Origin of the sequence: Chitinimonas sp. BJYL2, from assembly GCF_027257935.1 — a bacterium.
In the GTDB taxonomy this organism is placed as follows: domain Bacteria; phylum Pseudomonadota; class Gammaproteobacteria; order Burkholderiales; family Chitinimonadaceae; genus Chitinimonas.
This window is the reverse complement of sequence record NZ_JANZKW010000005.1, coordinates 151,345-167,848: the sequence shown is the minus strand read 5'-3', so window position 1 is coordinate 167,848 and position 16,504 is coordinate 151,345. Positions and strand designations below refer to the sequence as shown.

The window sequence follows — 16,504 nt, the reverse complement described above, 5'->3', positions numbered from 1 at the left end:
ATCGGTTTCCTCTGAATAATTTGCTGACAATCGCAGGAACGGTATTGAAACCGTTTAATGCCAGAATAAATTACATCAATGACATTTTTAGCATGTTGGCATGAATCTTTGCAATTTGGCAAAAAGAAGCCCCGCATTTGCGGGGCTTCTTTGCTTTGGCTGTTGTAGAGCCGGGATTACATATCCATCCCGCCCATACCACCCATACCGCCCATGCCACCACCTGCCGGTGCATCATCCTTCGGCAGTTCGGCGATCATGCAGTCGGTGGTCAGCAGCAGGCCGGCAACCGAAGCGGCGTGTTGCAGGGCCGAGCGTGTGACCTTGGCCGGATCCAGAACGCCTTGTTCGACCATGTCGCCGTACTCACCGGTGGCGGCGTTGTAGCCGAAGTTGGCAGCGCCTTCGAGCACCTTGTTGATGACCACGCTCGGCTCGTCGCCGGCGTTGGCCACGATCTGGCGCAGCGGGGCTTCGATGGCCTTCAGCACGATCTTCACGCCTTGTTCCTGATCGTGGTTCAGGGTGTCGATCTTGCCCAGGTTGGCACGGGCGCGCAGCAGGGCAACGCCACCGCCGGCCACGATGCCTTCTTCAACGGCGGCGCGGGTAGCGTGCAGCGCATCTTCGACGCGAGCTTTCTTTTCCTTCATTTCGACTTCGGTGGCGGCGCCAACCTTGATCACGGCAACACCGCCGGCCAGCTTGGCCTTGCGCTCTTGCAGCTTTTCGCGGTCGTAGTCGCTGGTCGACTCTTCGATCTGCTTGTTGATCTGGGCGACACGGGCCTGGATCAGTTCAGCCTTGCCAACACCGTCGATGATGGTGGTGTTTTCCTTGCCGATCTCGACGCGCTTGGCTTGGCCCAGTTCGGCCAGGGTGGCCTTTTCGAGCGTCAGGCCGACTTCTTCGGCGATCACGGTACCGCCGGTCAGGATGGCGATGTCTTCCAGCATGGCTTTGCGGCGGTCGCCAAAGCCAGGGGCCTTCACAGCCACGACCTTGAGGATGCCGCGGATGGTGTTGACCACCAGGGTAGCCAGGGCTTCGCCTTCGACGTCTTCAGCAATGATCAGCAGCGGACGACCCGACTTGGCCACTTGCTCCAGCACCGGCAGCAGGTCGCGGATGTTGCTGATCTTCTTGTCGAACAGCAGCACGAAGGGGTTTTCCAGCGAAGCGATCTGCTTGTCCGGATTGTTGATGAAGTAGGGGCTCAGGTAGCCGCGGTCGAACTGCATGCCTTCCACGGTTTCGAGCTGGTTTTCCAGGCTGGAGCCATCTTCAACGGTGATGACGCCTTCCTTGCCGACCTTGTCCATCGCGTTGGCGATGATCTGGCCGATGTCTTCATCGGAGTTGGCCGAGATCGAACCGACCTGGGCGATTTCCTTGGAGGTGGTGGTGGGCTTGGCGATCTTCTTCAGCTCGGCAACCAGGCCAACCACGGCCTTGTCGATACCGCGCTTCAGGTCCGTCGGGTTGAAACCGGCGGCGACGTACTTCATGCCTTCGGCGACGATGGCTTGAGCCAGCACCGTGGCGGTGGTGGTGCCGTCACCGGCGATATCGGAAGTCTTGGAAGCGACTTCCTTGACCAGCTGGGCGCCCATGTTTTCGAACTTGTCCTTCAGTTCGATTTCCTTGGCAACAGACACGCCGTCCTTGGTGATGGTCGGGGCGCCGAACGAGCGCTCCAGCACGACGTTGCGACCCTTGGGGCCCAGGGTGACCTTGACGGCATCGGCCAGCACATTGACGCCGGCGACCATTTTGGCGCGGGCGGAATCACCGAATTTGACTTCTTTAGCTGCCATTTCAATTTCTCCAATTCGCTATCTAAAACGTGCCTTTGGGCACGCTTCCCATTTCCCTTCAAGGGGAAAGGGCCGGGGTGTGGGGTGGTCTATCGCGCGCCGCAAGGCGCGGGGCGAATGGCCGCAGAGCCTCAGGCTTCTACCACGCCCATGATGTCTTCTTCGCGCATGACCAGCAGTTCGTTGCCATCTACCTTCACGGTCTGGCCGCTGTACTTGCCGAAGATCACCTTGTCGCCAGCCTTGACCTGCAGGGCGCGGACCGAGCCGTTTTCAAGGATCTTGCCGGTACCGACCGATACCACTTCGCCCATGTCGGGCTTTTCAGCAGCATTGCCTGGCAGAACGATGCCCGAGGCGGTCTTTTCTTCGGCTTCGACGCGCTTGATGACAACGCGGTCGTGCAGGGGACGAATCTTCATGGTGTGCTCCTGATGGAAAACGTGTGAATGCCATAACAGGCAAAAATCAAAGGGTTCGATATCTGCTGTTAGCACTCATTGCTAACGAGTGCTAATGATAGGGGCGGCCCATGTCCATTTCAAGAGCAGGGGATCGTTGGTGGATGAATATTGATGAATAAGCGCAGGGTCCAAGTGGTACGCGCTCAGTTGCCGTCGGCGCGGTGGCGCCAGCCAGCCAGTGCCAGGCAGGCCCAGCCAGCCAGAAAGGCCAGGCCGCCGAGCGGGGTGATGGCGCCGAGCGGTCGAATACCGGTCAGCGCCAGCAGGTAAAGACTGCCCGAAAACAGCACGATGCCTGCAGCAAAGGCATGCCCTGCCCAGTGGCCGTATTTGCCCAGCGGGCTGCCGGCCAGGCCCAGGGCAAGGAGGGCCAAACTATGCAATAGCTGGTAGTGCGTGCCGGTCTGGAAGACGGGCAGCATATCGGGGGGGAGGCTGTGCTTGAGGCCGTGGGCGGCAAACGCGCCGAGTGCAACGCCACTAAAGCCGCCGAGGGCGGCAAACAGGATCAGAGGGCGATTCACGGTGGATTCCGGTTGCGGGACAGGGGGAGAGCCTAAGCCAGATCGGCTTATTGGTGGTAAGGGTGCGACACCGTGGCGGCAAAGCTTTACAGCCCGAGGCAAGCCACGTACAAGCGCTCCCCACCGCAGCATTGGCTGACACAGACAGGTTCACTGCAGCATGAGTTCGCGTAACGACGAGTGGCTTGCCCGCAGCCGACAGGCCGTGTGGCACCCCTGTACCCAGATGAAGCGCCATGAAAGTCTGCCCATCGTGCCGGTGTCGCGCGGCGAAGGTGTGTGGCTGGAGGATTTTGAGGGCCATCGTTTTCTGGACGGCGTGAGCAGCTGGTGGGTCAACCTGTTCGGCCATGCCAATCCGCGTATCAACGCGGCATTGGTGGATCAGCTCGGCAAGCTGGAGCACGTGATACTGGCGGGCTTTACCCAGCAGCCTGTTGTCGAGCTATCGGAAAAGCTCGCTCGCCTGACAGGGCTGGGGCATGCGTTCTACGGTTCGGATGGCGCCAGCGCGACCGAAATCGCGCTCAAGATGAGTTACCACTATTGGCGCAACCGCGGCCAGGATCACAAGACGGGCTTTGTGAGCCTGCAGAACAGCTATCACGGCGAGACCCTCGGTGCACTCAGCGTGACCGATGTGCCCTTGTTCAGCGCCACCTACGCCCCCTTGCTGCGCGCAACGCACCGCGTGATGTCACCTGACTGGCGCCTGGCCGACGCAGGCGAGAGCGCCGAAGCCTATGCGCTGCGGGCGGCCGACGATCTGGAGAGGTTGTTCCAGCGGCAAGCCGGCGAGCTGGCCGCATTGATTGTCGAGCCCCTGTGCCAGGGCGCTGCCGGCATGGCGATGTACCACCCAGCCTATCTGCGTCGTGCGCGCGCACTGTGCGATGAATACGGCGTACACCTGATTGCCGATGAGATCGCCATGGGCTTTGGCCGTACGGGGACGATGTTCGCGTGCGAGCAAGCAAGCATCCGCGCGGATTTCATCTGCCTGTCCAAGGGCATTACCGGCGGCTACCTGCCTTTGTCGGCCGTGCTGACGACAGATGAGGTCTACGCAGCGTTTTACGACGACGATGTGACGCGCGGCTTCCTGCACAGCCATAGTTATACCGGTAACGCATTGGCCTGCCGTGCCGCGCTCGAAGTGCTGGCGATCTTTGCAGACGATGACGTGCTGGTGCAGAACCGCCAGACTGCCGCCGCCGTGGCGACGGACTTTGCCCGGCTGGCTGCGCACCCTGATGTGCGGCACCCGCGCCAGCTGGGGATGATCTGGGCCTATGAGGTTGCCAATGCGGAGCCGGGCTTTGCCGGCCGCTGGTTCAGCACAGCACTGGCGCGCGGCTTGCTGTTGCGACCGGTGGGCAATACGGTCTACCTGATGCCCCCTTATGTCATTACTCCCGCACAATTACGACAGGCCTTTGCCGTGATGCAGGATTTGCTCGATCAGGGGCTGCGCTAGCTCGCCTAGGGCGACGACTTGGGCTATGAACAATACAGGTATGCCATCGCGAATCTTATGACGCTCGAACTCACTGTGCCGGAGCCGATCAGCGGCTCGGCCATTTCGGTTGAAACCAACCCCAAGGCCGTGAAGGCCTGGCTGGTCTCCTTGCCGCCGGCCAATGTGCTGGAGACGGCACGGGCGATCTATGACGCTTTGACGACACTGAACCGGATCAAGCTCGATCAGGACGCGCGCTTCAAGCTGGTCGAGCACTATCAGGTTGCCATCGATCTGCTCGATGCGCCGCTGGAGGGTACCTATGCCTCCGCCGCGGCACCCGCCAAGGAGAAGGCCCGACAGGCGGCTGCGCTGGCGCGCAATCTGCGCCTCGAACTTTTGAATGCCTACAAGCTGATCCTGCGCGATCGTCTGTCGGCGCGGTTCAGCCTGGGTAACAAGCAGATTCCCGAGCTGATCCTGTCGCTGTTCACCAATCACAACAAGCTGCTGTGGGTGTGTGCGCGTAGCTACCTGCCAGTACCACCCGGCGTCTGGTATGAGATACACGCGCTCTTCCGCTACGTGATCCAGCACAAGCTCATTGATTTGCCCGAGAGTGCCGATCACCCGATCAAGACCATCGGCGGCATGTACAAACAGATGCTGCTGTTGGCGCTGGTGGACCCGTACCGTTTTCATCCGCTAGAGCATGAAAAGATCCAGGATCTGATCAAGAGCTACGGTGCCATGGCGAGCTTTCAGCCCATGAGCACCACGCCCAGCCCGGCAGGCTGCTTTTTGATCCGCCTGGAAAGCGATATGGCCCCGGAGTTCGTGGGTCAGCGGCCGCTGGAGGTGGATCGCAGCAATGCGATCCTGCTCGATACGGTAGAAATGGCCCGGCAGCTGCACAAAGCCATGGCCTCGGTGGAACAGAAGCTGCCCACCGTGAATGATCGCGCCAAGGCGCAGACCTGGATCGACCTGCTGCGGCGTGTATCACGGCAGTGGAGTATTCCCCCCAAGCGTACGTTTCCTCGCATCCGCGCCAATGCCAAGGTGGAGATGACGGGGGGCATGCGGATGACAGCCTTCTATCTGAATGGCTCGCAACCCTTGCTGCAACCGGTGGTGTTGGGTGATGAAATCGAAATCACCGAATCCGGCCCGCAAAGTGTGGCCGGCACCGTCTATGGGGCGCCGGACGCCTGGATGGTCATCAACGAAAGCCCCGGTGGCTATGCGCTGCGCTTGCAGCCCTTGCCCCAGCACGGCGGTTACCGTGTCGGGGATATCGTCGGCCTGCGTGCGCATCCCGGCGAGGCCTGGCTGGTGGGTTGCATCCGCTGGCTGCAGGCGATGGAGGATGCCGATACGGTGGAGGTGGGCGTACAGATACTGGCACCGGGTGGCGAGCCGGGCATGCTGCGCCCCACCATTGCTCATGCCGGTGCCACCTTCCAGCCCTGTCTGATCCTGCCCGAGGTGGCGCCACTCAAACAGCCGCCCTTGATTGTGGCCGCGCGTGGCTCCTTCGGCCCCATGCGCGAGCTGCTGATCTACACGGAATCCGGCGAGCGCACAGTGCGAGCCATGCGCCTGCATGAGCAGGCGGTGGGCTTTGAGTCCTTCGAGTTCGTGAGTTAGGCGTCAGCCTGACCGCGCTGCTTGCGGGCCAGCTCGGCCAGCGTGGTGTCCAGCGTCATGTCGATCTGCTGGAAGCGCTCGCTGAGTAGCTCATGCAGACTATCGCTGGCGCGAGGGGGGGCCACCGGGCGGGTCACCAGCAGGTGGTAGAGCTCAGCCAGGGTGATGCGTTCCAGTGCGGTGGCCAGCACCCAGCCATCTTGTCGGGTGGGCTGGGTCCAGCCTTTCTCGGCCAGCTTCTCCAGCAAGGCAAACAGTTCGTCCTGCCCCAGCGACAGGGCACGGCGCAGGCGGTGCACGCTCAGCGTCTTGCCATCGCGGCGGGCGTCGTCCAGTTTGAGCAGCAGGCGGGTTGCGTCATAGAGCTGCTGGCCCGGATGCGGCCGGCGTCGCCAGGCTTCACCGTGCCAGTAGGAGAGTGCCGCACTGAGTACCGCGCCCGCGAGCACGATCACCCAGATCAGGTAGAGCCAGATCAGGAAGATGGGCAGGCTGGCGAAGGCGCCGTAGATCAGCTTGAACGAGGCAAATTTCTTCACGTACAGCCCGAACAGTGCCTTCATTGCCATCAGCGCGCCGGTCGTGAATGTGGCGCCTGCCAAGGCATGCGAGGTCGGGACCGGGCAGTTGGGCACCATGCGGTACAGCAAGGTAAAGCCCGCCAGTGCCAGAAAGATGCCGCCGCTGCTGAGCACGAAGGCCAGCCCGGTGTTATCCACCTGTTCCGAGAGCCAGCCCGCCAGCGTCAGCCCCACGCCCAGCAGCAGGGGGCCCAGGGTCAACATGGCCCAGTAGGTCAGTGTCTTGGTCAGCCAGGGACGCGAGCGCTCGATGCGCCATATCCGGTTGAAGCTGCGATCGATGGTGTTGATCATCGCCAGCGCCGTGAGTCCCAGCGTGGCCATGCCCACGGCGGTTAGCTTGCCGGTGTTCTCGGTGAACTGGCGCATATACACGGTGATGATGCGCCCGGCCGAATCCGGCACCAGATTGGTCAGCAGGAAAATCTTGAAGCGCGTGGAGACATCTTCGAACATCGGGAAGGCGGCGATGGTCGTCAGCGCAATCGTCAGGAACGGCACCAGGGCCAGCAGGGTGGTAAAGGTGAGGCTGCCGGCGGCATCCAGACAGCGGGCTTCGCGCAGGCGCCGGAACAGGAACAGGGCGAAATCCAGCGGCGCAGGCAGATTGCTGATCAGTTGGCGGCGGTAGTCGGACAGGCTGGGCATGAGGCGGATCGGGCTTTCAGGAGCGGCACAAGGAAACAGGCAGCGCTGCGCTGTATCGTGCCGGGGCCCCTATAATAGCGCACCGTCCCAGAGAGACCTGACGCATGGCTGATCTGCTCGTCCTGTATTACTCGCGTCACGGCGCCACCCGTGAGCTGGCCCAACTGATCGCTCGCGGCATTGAATCCGTGCCGGGCTGCCAGGCGCGCTTACGCACCGTGCCGGCCGTGTCCACGGTGACGGAAGCCACCGCGCCGGCCGTGCCTGATGATGGCGCGCCCTATGTGGAACTGACGGACCTGCACGAATGCATCGGTCTCGCCTTGGGTAGCCCGACGCGCTTCGGCAATATGGCGGCACCGCTCAAGTATTTTCTCGATGGCACCAGCCGTGACTGGCTGGCGGGGACACTGGCGGGCAAACCGGCTGCCGTCTTCACCTCCACCAGCAGCCTGCACGGCGGCAATGAAGCGACCCTGTTGACCATGATGCTACCGCTGTTGCACCACGGCATGACGCTGGTCGGCATTCCCTACAGTGAACCGGGCCTGACGCTGACCCAGGGCGGTGGTACGCCCTATGGCGCCAGTCACCATGCCGGCCACGATGGCCGTCGCCCGGTCGACGAACATGAGAAAGCCTTGGCGATCGCCTTGGGCAAGCGCCTTGCCGAAACCGCACTCAAGCTGGCCAAACCCCTGTGAATGCCGCAATGAACACACAAAACCTGATCCGCCTGAGCCGTGATCTCACGGTGGCCAGCCTGCTGGCCCTGATTGCCCTGTGCATCCTGTGGGAAGCCTGGCTTGCCCCGTTGCGGCCGGGTTCGCTTTTGTGGATCAAGGGCTTGCCCTTGCTGCTGCCACTGCCCGGCGTGTTGCGTGGCCGCCGCTACACCTACCAATGGCTCAGTATGTTCGTGCTGGCCTGGTTTATCGAGGGCGTGATGCGGGCCTGGAGCGATGTGGGCACGATCCGTTATCTGGCGGTGCTGGAAATCATTCTCTCCGTGCTGGTGTTCGTGGGTACGGTGGTGTTTTCCCGCCTTACGCGTCAACCCGCCCAGCCCGCATGAACCCGTTCCCGCTGCTCAAACTGCTCGACGCCAGCCGCTTTCGCTCTGGTACCGAGCTGGCGGCCGAGCTAGGCATCTCGCGCGCCAGTGTGTCGCTGGCCTTGGGCGCGGCCGCGGAGCAGGGGGCGGCCATCCAGACGGTGAAAGGCCGTGGCTATCGGCTGGAGCGCGCGATCGACTGGCTGGATGAGGCCACGGTGGCGCAGGCGCTGGGTGGGGCAGCGTGCTATTTCGATCTGCAGGTCCACACCGAAATCGATTCCACCAATTCGGCCTTGCTCAAGGCGGCCCAGCACGGGGCGCCCAGCGGGCTGGTGTACGCCGCGGAGCGGCAGACCCAGGGGCGCGGCCGCCGTGGCCGGCGCTGGCAGGGGGAGTTGGGTGATGCACTGATGTTCTCCCTGCTATGGCGCTTCAACCTGGGTGTGGCCGATCTGTCAGGGCTCAGTCTGGCTGTGGGACTAGCCGTCGCACGAGCGCTGGAAGGCTTGGGTGTGGCGGATGCACGCCTCAAGTGGCCCAACGATATCGTGACCCTTCAGGGCGACAAGCTGGGTGGCATCCTGATTGAATTGTCGGGGGAGTCTGAGGGGCCGTCCGCAGTGGTGATCGGCATAGGCCTGAACCTGCGTTTGTCCGAGGCGGTGCGTGCCTCGCTGGACCAACCAGCCCAATCACTGACCTTGCTGGGTTACTCGGGGGGGCGTAATCGCCTGCTGGCGGCCGTGCTGGCCGAGCTGGCGCGGACCCTGCCGGCCTTTGAAGCCCAGGGGTTTGCCCCGCTGGTTGATGAGTGGGAGCGCCGGCACCTGATGCAGGGTGGCCCGGCACGATTGCTGCAAACGAATGGCGAGGTAATCGACGGCGTGGCATTGGGGGTGGCGCCGGATGGTGCGCTGCGCTTTGCGTGTGCCGGGGGCGAGCGCCGGGTGCATGCCGGTGAAGTGAGCCTGAGGCGGGTGGCATGAGCGGCGCCGCCACCTTGCTGCTCGATGCGGGCAACACCCGCCTCAAATGGGCACTCCAGCAGGGCGCTGTCCGTTTGCATCAGGGGGTGGCGGATTACGCCGATCTGTCCGCTTGGCAGGCCGGATTGGCCGCCTTGCCGGCACCGGCCAAGGCGGTGGGCTGCAATGTTGCCGGGCCTGCGCGCGCAGCGGCATTGGCCGCTTTGCTCGCCCCGCTGCCCATCGTCTGGTTGCAAGCGGCTGCAGAGCAAGGCGGCCTGCGTAACCATTACCGCGAACCAGCCCGCTTGGGCGCCGATCGGTGGGCGGCCCTGCTGGGTGCGCGTCGCCATCACACTGGCGATACGGTCGTCGTCATGGCCGGTACCGCCATGACTGTGGATGCGCTGAGCCGCGAGGGGGATTTTCTTGGTGGCATCATCGTCCCCGGTTTTCGTCTCATGCGAGCCGCCCTGGCCCAAGGCACGGCAGATCTGGGTTTGCCCGAGGGCGACGCCGTCGACTTTCCCCGATCCACGGGTGAGGCCATCGTGAATGGCGCCCTGCTGGCGCTGACCGGCGCCATCCTGCAGATGCAGCAGCGCCTGTCGCAGCGCACCGGTCGCACCGCCACCGTATTGTTGTCCGGTGGCGACGCCGACGTCTTGGCGCCCCAATTGCAAGCAGCACTGGCCGTGCCCTTGATCGCCGTTGATAATCTGGTGCTGGATGGTCTGGCGCAGCTTGGCGCCGGCGACATGCCCGAACAGGACGCCTGAATCCATGAAGTGGTTATTTCTGCTGCTGATCCTCGCCAATCTGCTGTTCTTTGGCTACACCCGGCTGGTAGAGCCCCCGCCGCCGGTGGACTGGCAATCCCGCCTCGTCAAGGCCGAGCAGGTCCGGATCGTCGTTCCGGCGCCGCCCAAGGTGGCGACCACGCCGGAGCTGACACCGCCCGGCACCGAGGACGCATTCCCCGATACCCCGGTGCCGGACGAGATCCCCGTGGACGCCGCCGCGACGCCGCCCGCATTGGCCTGCTTTGATTGGCGCGGTGTGTTGCCCGAAGACCTGCCCAATGTGCGAAAACAGCTGGCGGCACTCAAGCTCGGTGGTGAAATCAAGGTGCAGGCTGCGGAACCGGATAGTCCCAAACGTTACTGGGTGTTTATCCCGCAGCGCCCCAATCTGGCCGACGCCCAGAAGAAGGCCGATGAGCTCAAAGCCTTGGGCGTGGAGGACTTCTTCGTGGTCAACGATGGCAGCCGCTGGAATCATGCGATTTCACTCGGACTCTTTTCCAGCGAGGAGGCCGCCAAGCGGCGACTCGACGTGATTCGCGGCAAGGGTGTACGCTCGGCGATTGTCCGTGAGCGTGGTGACACACAGGGCAAGATCGTGCAGATCCGTCAGGTGCCCGCATCGGCCAAGGCCGCTCTGAGCAAGGCTGCAACCGGATTCAAGGGAAGCTCGGTGACCGCGGTTGATTGCTGATACGGCCCCCCCGTGGGCGCAACCCAACAAAAACGGCGCCAAGTGCGCCGTTTTGTTTTCTAGTCGCCGGTTCTCAGCGGCGGGTAAACATCAGGTCCCACACGCCATGGCCCAGATTCAGGCCGCGCTGCTCGAACTTGGTCAGCGGCCGCCACTCGGGGCGCGGTGCGTAGCCCTCGGCGGTGTTCTGCAGATCCGGATTGGCCGACAGCACCTCCAGCATCTGCACCGCGTAGTCTTCCCAGTCGGTGGCCATATGGATGTAAGCACCGGGCTTGAGCTTGCGCACAATGCCGGCCAGGAAGTCGGGCTGCACCAGGCGGCGCTTGTGATGGCGCTTCTTGGGCCAGGGGTCGGGGAAGTACAGATGGAAGCCGTCCAGTGAGCCATCGGCAATCATGTGCGAGAGCACCTCGACCGCATCGTGACGAATCACGCGGATATTGCTGAGCTGCTTTTCCTCGATCAGCTTGTACATATTGCCCACGCCGGGGCCATGTACCTCGATGCCGAGAAAATCCGTATCCGGCCTCGCCGCCGCTATCTCGGATGTAGCCCCACCCATGCCGAAGCCGATCTCCAGCACCTTGGGTGCGCTGCGACCGAAAGCGGTGTCCAGGTTCAATATTTCGTGCCGGTACTCAATGCCCCAACGCGGCGCACCCTCTTCCATGGCGCGGGTCTGCGCTTCGGAGAAATGGCCCTGGCGCAGCACGAAGCTGCGGATATGGCGATGGATGGGGTTTTCCATGGGTGATTCTTTCAATGTGCTGCGAGTCTTCGAGGTCAGCAATCAACAGACCGGGATCTAGATCAGCAGGCGGATGAACAGTGTAATCAATGCGGCGCTGAGCAAGCTGCCAACCATTAGGGTAAATAACCAAGCCAGGAGGCTGTCACCCCATATCCGCAGCAAGTGGAACAGACCATAGGCAAGCATGCTAGCCAGCGGTGCGGCGAGCAGGCCAGCGAGCAGGTGTCCCTTCAGGAACAACTGCCCGGCACTGAAAATGGCCACTATCAGCGGTGCATCCAAGCGACGATCCAGATGCTGGTCAAGTTTGGCCATGCCGAGCATTACCAACGCCAAGTACAGCATGGCCTTAGCCGATCATGCCGCCCGTGGGCGAACTTGGCGCACCGGCATACAGCTTGCGCGGCATGCGGCCGGCCAGGAAGGCTTCGCGGCCTGCTTCCACGCCCAGCTTCATGGCGCGGGCCATGCGGATTGGGTCTTGTGCGGCGGCAATCGCGGTGTTCATCAATACGCCGTCGCAACCCAGTTCCATGGCGATGGCGGCATCCGAGGCCGTGCCGACGCCGGCGTCCACGATGACCGGTACCTTGCTCTGGTCGATGATGAGCTTGAGGTTCCACGGATTGAGAATGCCCATGCCGGAGCCGATCAGGCTGGCCAGCGGCATGATGGCGCAGCAGCCGATGTCTTCGAGCTGCTTGGCGACGATGGGATCGTCGGACGTATAAACCATCACATCGAAACCATCCTTGACCAGCGTTTCGGCGGCTTTGAGGGTTTCGATCACGTTCGGGTAGAGCGTGTGCGGGTCGCCCAGGACTTCCAGCTTTACCAGCTTGTGGCCATCGAGCAGCTCGCGCGCCAGACGCAGGGTGCGCACCGCGTCGTCGGCGCTATAGCAGCCGGCGGTGTTGGGCAGGTAGGTGAATTCGCTGGCCGGCAGGTAATCGAGCAGGCTCGGTACGTTCGGGTCCTGACCCAGGTTCACGCGGCGGATGGCCACGGTGACGATCTCGGCGCCGGAGGCATCAATGGCGGCACGGGTTTCGGTGAAATCCTTGTACTTGCCGGTGCCAACCAGCAGGCGCGAGCCGTACTCAATACCGGCAATGGTGAGGGAGGTCGTCATGGGGAGGTCCGCTGTTCCGGGTTGGGGCGCTGTTTGGGCGCCATGATCAGGGTAGTGCAGTAATCGAGGAAGCCGACCGAGCGCCAGAAGGCCAGTGCGCGCTCATTGCGGGTGGGGACGTCCACACTGAGGCGCTTGTCGGCTGGCCAGTAGTCGCTGAACAGCAGGGCCAGCGCGCGGCGGCCGAGGCCGTGGCGGCGGCGATCGCCGGCCACAAAGAACTGGCGCAGATTGATGGAGGCGGCCTGCTCGCGATAGAGCGCGTAGGCGACGGTCTGACCCTGGTGGTCGAACAGGACGGCAGCGTATTCGCCACTGGCCAGCCAGTCGTGCAGGCGGGCTTGTAGTTGCTTCAGGCTGGCGATGGTGCCGTGGCCTTCGTCGTGATTGAACTGCTGGTTGAGTTCGGCCAGCAGCGGCACATCGGCCAGCGTGGCGCGGCGGCTATGCAGGGTGGTGTCGACCACGTTCAGCCCCCGCCCACTGCGACCACGATTTCCAGTTTGTCGCCCTCGGCCAAGTGGGTCGCGGCGTACTGGCTCTTGGGCACGATCTCGCCATTGCGCTCAATCGCGATTCGGCGACCAGCATGACCCAGCTCGATCACAAGCTGATCCAGCGGCAGGCCGGCAGGGAGCTGGCGGGCTTCGCCATTGATGCTGAGGGTAATCATCGGGGTGGGTAAACGAGGGAACAGGCGGGATTTTACAACGTTGCGGCGGATGTCGCGGCAGATCAGGACGGGATCAGGATTTGAGCCGGTTGATGCGGACCACGCTTTCCAGGCTGCGCAGTGATTGCATCACTTTGGCCAGATGCTGACGGTTTTCGACCTGAACGGTAAAGCTGATCTCGGTGTAGCGGTCGGCCTCGTTATCCATGCGTACGTTCTCGATATTGGCGGCGGCTTCGGAGATGGCGGCGGCAATCTGGGCCAGTACGCCGCGCTCATGCATGGCCAGTACCTTGATCTGCACATCGAACAGCTTGCCGGCGGGGACGTCCCACTCGACTTCGAGCAGCTTGTCAGGGTCGAGCTTATAACCGCGCCCGCTGACCTGCGGGCAGTCGTGGGTATGGATGACCAGACCCTGGCCTTGTTTGATCAGGCCGATGATGGGGTCGCCCGGTATCGGGTTGCAGCAGCGCGCGAACTGTACCGCCACGCCTTCGGTGCCACGAATCAGGATAGGGCCGGACTTGGCCTCGCCCACGGCAAACAGGCCGGCCAGCGTCAGCAGGCGTTGCGCCACTACCAGCCCCAGACGCTTGCCCAGGCCGATATCGGCGAGGATTTCCTCGCGCTTGCTGGGCGCGTTCTCGCGCAGGTAGCGATCCCAGGCTTCCTCGGGCAGATCGGTGGACTGGTTCATGAGGGCGCGAGCGGCCTGAGCCAGCAGGCGCTCACCCAGATGCACGGCTTCCTCATACCGCATGGTTTTGAGGAAGTGGCGGATATGCGAGCGTGCCTTGCCGGTGACGACAAAGTTGAGCCAGTTCGGATTGGGCCGTGCCGTGGTGGCGGTGATGATCTCGACCTGATCGCCGGTCTTGAGCACCGTGCGCAGCGGCATCAGGTCGTAATTGATGCGGGCGGCGATGCAGCGGTTGCCGACATCCGAGTGGACGGCATAGGCAAAGTCCACCGTGGTGGCGCCTTGGGGCAGGGTGAGGATCTTGCCCTTGGGGGTGAAGACATAGACTTCACCGGGGAAGAGATCGACCTTGATGTGTTCAAGAAACTCGACCGAATCCCCTGACATGGACTGGATTTCCAGCAGCGATTGCAGCCACTGGTGGGTCTTTTGCTGCACATCGCCAAAGCTTTCGTCGCCGGACTTGTACATCCAGTGCGATGCCACGCCGGCTTGCGCCACCTTGTGCATGTCGTGAGTGCGGATCTGTACCTCGATCGGGGTGCCGTAGGGGCCGGTCAGTGCCGTGTGCAGACTCTGGTAGCCGTTGGGCTTGGGGATGGCGATGTAATCCTTGAAGGCGCCGGGACGCGGCTTGTACAGCCCGTGCAGTGCCCCCAGTGCCAGATAGCAGGTGGAGACATCGTCCACAATCACGCGGAAGCCGTAGATATCGAGCACTTCGGAAAAGCTCAGATGCTTTTCGTGCATCTTTTTGTGGATGCTGGCGAGGTGCTTTTCGCGGCCATATACGGTGGCGTTGATCTTGGCGTCCGCGAGTTTCTGCTTGATCGCATCGAGTATCTTGCCGACCACCTCACGGCGGTTGCCGCGCGCCGACTTGAGCGCCTTGTTGAGCACCTCGTAGCGCTTGGGGTGCAGGTAGCGGAAGCCCCAGTCTTCCAGCTCCTGGTAGATGGCATGCAGGCCGATGCGGTTGGCGATGGGCGCGTAGATTTCCAGCGTTTCGGCGGCGATACGCTTTTGCTTGTCTTCCCGCACGGCATCGAGCGTGCGCATATTGTGCAGACGGTCGGCCAGCTTCACGAGGATGACGCGTACGTCGCGCGCCATGGCCATCAGCATCTTGCGGAAGTTCTCTGCCTGCGCTTCTTCCTTGCTCTGGAATTCCAGCTTTTCGAGCTTGGAGAGGCCGTCGACCAGTTCGGCCACATGCTTGCCGAAGCGGTCGCTGAGTTCGAGCTTGGTAACGCCGGTGTCCTCCATCGTGTCGTGGAGGAAGGCGGCCATCAGCGCCTGGGTGTCGAGATGGTGGTCGGCCAGGATGTCGGCTACGGCCAACGGGTGGGTGATATAGGGCTCACCGCTCTGGCGGAACTGGGTCTGGTGGCATTCGGCGCTGAAGCGGAATGCTGCCTCCAGCAGGGGGATATCCTCGGCCTTGAGGTAAGCAGAGGCCTTGGCGAGCAGGATGTTCGCATCCCGCGCCACTTGCTGGGCGTAGGCTTCGGGTACGGGCAGGTCGGCGGCTTCGACCATGGTGGGCAATCCGGGTGGGCAAGAGGCAAAAAAGCGGGCCAGGGGCCCGCTTTGCCTGCTGCCCCGCGCAATCAGCTGCGGGTGCGTTGCAGGATTTCGATGCCGATCTTGCCGGCGGCGATCTCGCGCAGGGCCAGCACGGTGGGCTTGTCACGGCCCACTTCATCTACCAGCGGCGTGGAGCCGTTGGCGATCTGGCGGGCGCGGTAGGCAGCCGACAGGGTCAGGTCAAAACGGTTCTGGATGCGATCCAGACAATCTTCAACGGTAATACGGGCCATGATGCTTTACTCCGGTGATATCCGGCCGACTGTTGCCGGCCGTGGTACTGAATGGTGTTCGGTGAGGCGTTCGGTGACGGCGGGTCGCCGTGCTAACCCTTCTGCAGGGCGTTGATCAGGGCGTTGTGGCGCACGGCCTGAGAGGCAAAGTGGCAGCGCTCGGCACGGACGATGCCGATGATGTCGCGCACGGCCTGATCGATGTGTTCATTGATGATCACGTAATTGAACTCGCCGACATGGCTGATCTCTTCGCGTGCATTGGCCAGCCGGCGCAGGATGGCCTCTTCGCTCTCGGTACCGCGGTTGCGCAGGCGCTGCTCCAGCACTTCGGCGCTCGGTGGCAGGATGAAGATGCCGACCGCCTCCGCGAAGTGGCGACGGACCTGTTGGGCGCCTTGCACGTCGATCTCCAGCAGGATGTCCTGGCCCTTGGCGATGACCTCGTTGATCCAGGTTTGCGAGGTGCCGTAGAGATTGCCATGTACTTCGGCGTGCTCAAGGAAGTCGCCGTGATCCACCATGGCGAGAAAGGTCTCGCGGCTGACAAAATGGTAGTCGCGGCCGTCTGCTTCACCTTCGCGTGGGGCACGCGTGGTGAACGAGATCGACAGCTGCACGTTCGAGTCGGCGGCCAGCAGTGCGCGTACAAGGGTGGCCTTGCCCGCGCCCGAGGGGCCCGCAACGATGAAAAGCTTGCCTTTGCTCATGGGGATCATCCCGTCGGTTCGCACTGCTGTTCAGGTTATCACAATGGTCA

19 protein-coding genes are annotated in these 16,504 nt (G+C 62.7%); 7 read left to right on the top strand and 12 right to left on the bottom strand.

Features of this window, described 5'->3' with window-relative positions; translation table 11 throughout:
- Positions 1 to 176: 176 nt before the first annotated feature.
- The 3 genes from groL to O9X62_RS14800 form a co-directional block, all read right to left on the bottom strand.
- Positions 177 to 1,817: a chaperonin GroEL gene (gene groL / locus O9X62_RS14810; RefSeq protein WP_269533705.1), complete on the bottom strand. Its 1,641-nt coding sequence runs from the start codon at positions 1,815 to 1,817 to the stop codon at positions 177 to 179.
- Between the two features lie 131 nt (positions 1,818 to 1,948).
- Positions 1,949 to 2,239, bottom strand: a complete 291-nt coding sequence (gene groES, locus O9X62_RS14805; protein ID WP_269533704.1) for a co-chaperone GroES — start codon at positions 2,237 to 2,239, stop codon at positions 1,949 to 1,951.
- 185 nt (positions 2,240 to 2,424) lie between these two features.
- On the bottom strand, positions 2,425 to 2,805 hold the full coding sequence (locus O9X62_RS14800) for a DUF423 domain-containing protein (RefSeq protein ID WP_269533703.1): 381 nt from the start codon (positions 2,803 to 2,805) through the stop codon (positions 2,425 to 2,427).
- A gap of 160 nt (positions 2,806 to 2,965) precedes the next feature.
- Here O9X62_RS14800 and bioA point away from each other — a divergent pair, with 160 nt between their 5' ends.
- Positions 2,966 to 4,282 (top strand): adenosylmethionine--8-amino-7-oxononanoate transaminase, encoded by a 1,317-nt coding sequence (bioA, locus tag O9X62_RS14795; protein WP_269533702.1) that lies wholly within the window; start codon positions 2,966 to 2,968, stop codon positions 4,280 to 4,282.
- A 57-nt stretch (positions 4,283 to 4,339) separates the two neighbouring features.
- The gene (locus tag O9X62_RS14790; protein ID WP_269533701.1) at positions 4,340 to 5,914 is read left to right on the top strand and encodes a hypothetical protein; all 1,575 of its coding nucleotides are present in this window, start codon (positions 4,340 to 4,342) and stop codon (positions 5,912 to 5,914) included.
- On the opposite strand, the gene O9X62_RS14785 is transcribed toward O9X62_RS14790, so the two are convergent.
- Complete coding sequence (locus tag O9X62_RS14785) at positions 5,911 to 7,143, bottom strand: YihY family inner membrane protein (protein ID WP_269533700.1); 1,233 nt, start codon at positions 7,141 to 7,143, stop codon at positions 5,911 to 5,913. The genes O9X62_RS14790 and O9X62_RS14785 overlap by 4 nt on opposite strands.
- Before the next feature lie 104 nt (positions 7,144 to 7,247).
- On the opposite strand from O9X62_RS14785, the gene wrbA reads away from it, so the two are divergent.
- Genes wrbA through O9X62_RS14760 form a run of 5 tightly spaced genes read left to right on the top strand, consistent with a single transcriptional unit; the run spans position 7,248 to position 10,662 of the window.
- Positions 7,248 to 7,847, top strand: a complete 600-nt coding sequence (gene wrbA / locus O9X62_RS14780; protein ID WP_269533699.1) for an NAD(P)H:quinone oxidoreductase — start codon at positions 7,248 to 7,250, stop codon at positions 7,845 to 7,847.
- Between the two features lie 8 nt (positions 7,848 to 7,855).
- A complete protein-coding gene (locus O9X62_RS14775; RefSeq protein ID WP_269533698.1) occupies positions 7,856 to 8,218 on the top strand; it encodes a DUF2069 domain-containing protein in 363 nt (120 codons plus the stop codon).
- Entirely contained in the window at positions 8,215 to 9,186 is a 972-nt protein-coding gene (locus tag O9X62_RS14770; RefSeq protein ID WP_269533697.1) for a biotin--[acetyl-CoA-carboxylase] ligase, read from the top strand. The genes O9X62_RS14775 and O9X62_RS14770 overlap by 4 nt, the downstream gene beginning before the upstream one ends.
- The gene (locus tag O9X62_RS14765) at positions 9,183 to 9,944 is read left to right on the top strand and encodes a type III pantothenate kinase (RefSeq protein ID WP_269533696.1); all 762 of its coding nucleotides are present in this window, start codon (positions 9,183 to 9,185) and stop codon (positions 9,942 to 9,944) included. The genes O9X62_RS14770 and O9X62_RS14765 overlap by 4 nt, the downstream gene beginning before the upstream one ends.
- Before the next feature lie 4 nt (positions 9,945 to 9,948).
- Entirely contained in the window at positions 9,949 to 10,662 is a 714-nt protein-coding gene (locus tag O9X62_RS14760) for an SPOR domain-containing protein (protein ID WP_269533695.1), read from the top strand.
- Between the two features lie 73 nt (positions 10,663 to 10,735).
- Here O9X62_RS14760 and trmB read toward each other — a convergent pair whose 3' ends face one another.
- The 8 genes from trmB to gmk all read right to left on the bottom strand — a co-directional run bounded on the left by trmB (position 10,736) and on the right by gmk (position 16,454).
- Entirely contained in the window at positions 10,736 to 11,413 is a 678-nt protein-coding gene (trmB, locus tag O9X62_RS14755; protein WP_269533694.1) for a tRNA (guanosine(46)-N7)-methyltransferase TrmB, read from the bottom strand.
- Between the two features lie 57 nt (positions 11,414 to 11,470).
- Complete coding sequence (locus O9X62_RS14750; RefSeq protein WP_269533693.1) at positions 11,471 to 11,731, bottom strand: hypothetical protein; 261 nt, start codon at positions 11,729 to 11,731, stop codon at positions 11,471 to 11,473.
- Positions 11,732 to 11,765: 34 nt separating this feature from the next.
- Positions 11,766 to 12,548 (bottom strand): thiazole synthase, encoded by a 783-nt coding sequence (locus O9X62_RS14745; protein WP_269533692.1) that lies wholly within the window; start codon positions 12,546 to 12,548, stop codon positions 11,766 to 11,768.
- Complete coding sequence (locus O9X62_RS14740; RefSeq protein WP_269533691.1) at positions 12,545 to 13,015, bottom strand: GNAT family N-acetyltransferase; 471 nt, start codon at positions 13,013 to 13,015, stop codon at positions 12,545 to 12,547. Before O9X62_RS14740 ends, O9X62_RS14745 begins: the two co-directional genes overlap by 4 nt.
- A gap of 2 nt (positions 13,016 to 13,017) precedes the next feature.
- Positions 13,018 to 13,221 (bottom strand): sulfur carrier protein ThiS, encoded by a 204-nt coding sequence (thiS, locus tag O9X62_RS14735; RefSeq protein ID WP_308446490.1) that lies wholly within the window; start codon positions 13,219 to 13,221, stop codon positions 13,018 to 13,020.
- A 73-nt stretch (positions 13,222 to 13,294) separates the two neighbouring features.
- The gene (locus tag O9X62_RS14730; RefSeq protein ID WP_269533690.1) at positions 13,295 to 15,463 is read right to left on the bottom strand and encodes a bifunctional (p)ppGpp synthetase/guanosine-3',5'-bis(diphosphate) 3'-pyrophosphohydrolase; all 2,169 of its coding nucleotides are present in this window, start codon (positions 15,461 to 15,463) and stop codon (positions 13,295 to 13,297) included.
- Positions 15,464 to 15,534: 71 nt separating this feature from the next.
- The gene (gene rpoZ, locus O9X62_RS14725) at positions 15,535 to 15,744 is read right to left on the bottom strand and encodes a DNA-directed RNA polymerase subunit omega (protein WP_269533689.1); all 210 of its coding nucleotides are present in this window, start codon (positions 15,742 to 15,744) and stop codon (positions 15,535 to 15,537) included.
- A gap of 92 nt (positions 15,745 to 15,836) precedes the next feature.
- A complete protein-coding gene (gene gmk, locus O9X62_RS14720) occupies positions 15,837 to 16,454 on the bottom strand; it encodes a guanylate kinase (protein WP_308446489.1) in 618 nt (205 codons plus the stop codon).
- Between the last annotated feature and the right edge of the window lie 50 nt (positions 16,455 to 16,504).

What these genes read in the sequence shown, in the direction of transcription:
- groL (WP_269533705.1), bottom strand. Translation starts at nt 1,817, where the DNA reads ATGGCAGCTAAAGAAGTCAAATTCGGTGATTCCGCCCGCGCCAAAATG.
- groES (WP_269533704.1), bottom strand. Translation starts at nt 2,239, where the DNA reads ATGAAGATTCGTCCCCTGCACGACCGCGTTGTCATCAAGCGCGTCGAA.
- bioA (WP_269533702.1), top strand. Translation starts at nt 2,966, where the DNA reads ATGAGTTCGCGTAACGACGAGTGGCTTGCCCGCAGCCGACAGGCCGTG.
- O9X62_RS14790 (WP_269533701.1), top strand. Translation starts at nt 4,340, where the DNA reads ATGACGCTCGAACTCACTGTGCCGGAGCCGATCAGCGGCTCGGCCATT.
- O9X62_RS14785 (WP_269533700.1), bottom strand. Translation starts at nt 7,143, where the DNA reads ATGCCCAGCCTGTCCGACTACCGCCGCCAACTGATCAGCAATCTGCCT.
- wrbA (WP_269533699.1), top strand. Translation starts at nt 7,248, where the DNA reads ATGGCTGATCTGCTCGTCCTGTATTACTCGCGTCACGGCGCCACCCGT.
- O9X62_RS14775 (WP_269533698.1), top strand. Translation starts at nt 7,856, where the DNA reads ATGAACACACAAAACCTGATCCGCCTGAGCCGTGATCTCACGGTGGCC.
- O9X62_RS14770 (WP_269533697.1), top strand. Translation starts at nt 8,215, where the DNA reads ATGAACCCGTTCCCGCTGCTCAAACTGCTCGACGCCAGCCGCTTTCGC.
- O9X62_RS14765 (WP_269533696.1), top strand. Translation starts at nt 9,183, where the DNA reads ATGAGCGGCGCCGCCACCTTGCTGCTCGATGCGGGCAACACCCGCCTC.
- O9X62_RS14760 (WP_269533695.1), top strand. Translation starts at nt 9,949, where the DNA reads ATGAAGTGGTTATTTCTGCTGCTGATCCTCGCCAATCTGCTGTTCTTT.
- trmB (WP_269533694.1), bottom strand. Translation starts at nt 11,413, where the DNA reads ATGGAAAACCCCATCCATCGCCATATCCGCAGCTTCGTGCTGCGCCAG.
- O9X62_RS14750 (WP_269533693.1), bottom strand. Translation starts at nt 11,731, where the DNA reads ATGGCCAAACTTGACCAGCATCTGGATCGTCGCTTGGATGCACCGCTG.
- O9X62_RS14745 (WP_269533692.1), bottom strand. Translation starts at nt 12,548, where the DNA reads ATGACGACCTCCCTCACCATTGCCGGTATTGAGTACGGCTCGCGCCTG.
- thiS (WP_308446490.1), bottom strand. Translation starts at nt 13,221, where the DNA reads ATGATTACCCTCAGCATCAATGGCGAAGCCCGCCAGCTCCCTGCCGGC.
- O9X62_RS14730 (WP_269533690.1), bottom strand. Translation starts at nt 15,463, where the DNA reads ATGGTCGAAGCCGCCGACCTGCCCGTACCCGAAGCCTACGCCCAGCAA.
- rpoZ (WP_269533689.1), bottom strand. Translation starts at nt 15,744, where the DNA reads ATGGCCCGTATTACCGTTGAAGATTGTCTGGATCGCATCCAGAACCGT.
- gmk (WP_308446489.1), bottom strand. Translation starts at nt 16,454, where the DNA reads ATGAGCAAAGGCAAGCTTTTCATCGTTGCGGGCCCCTCGGGCGCGGGC.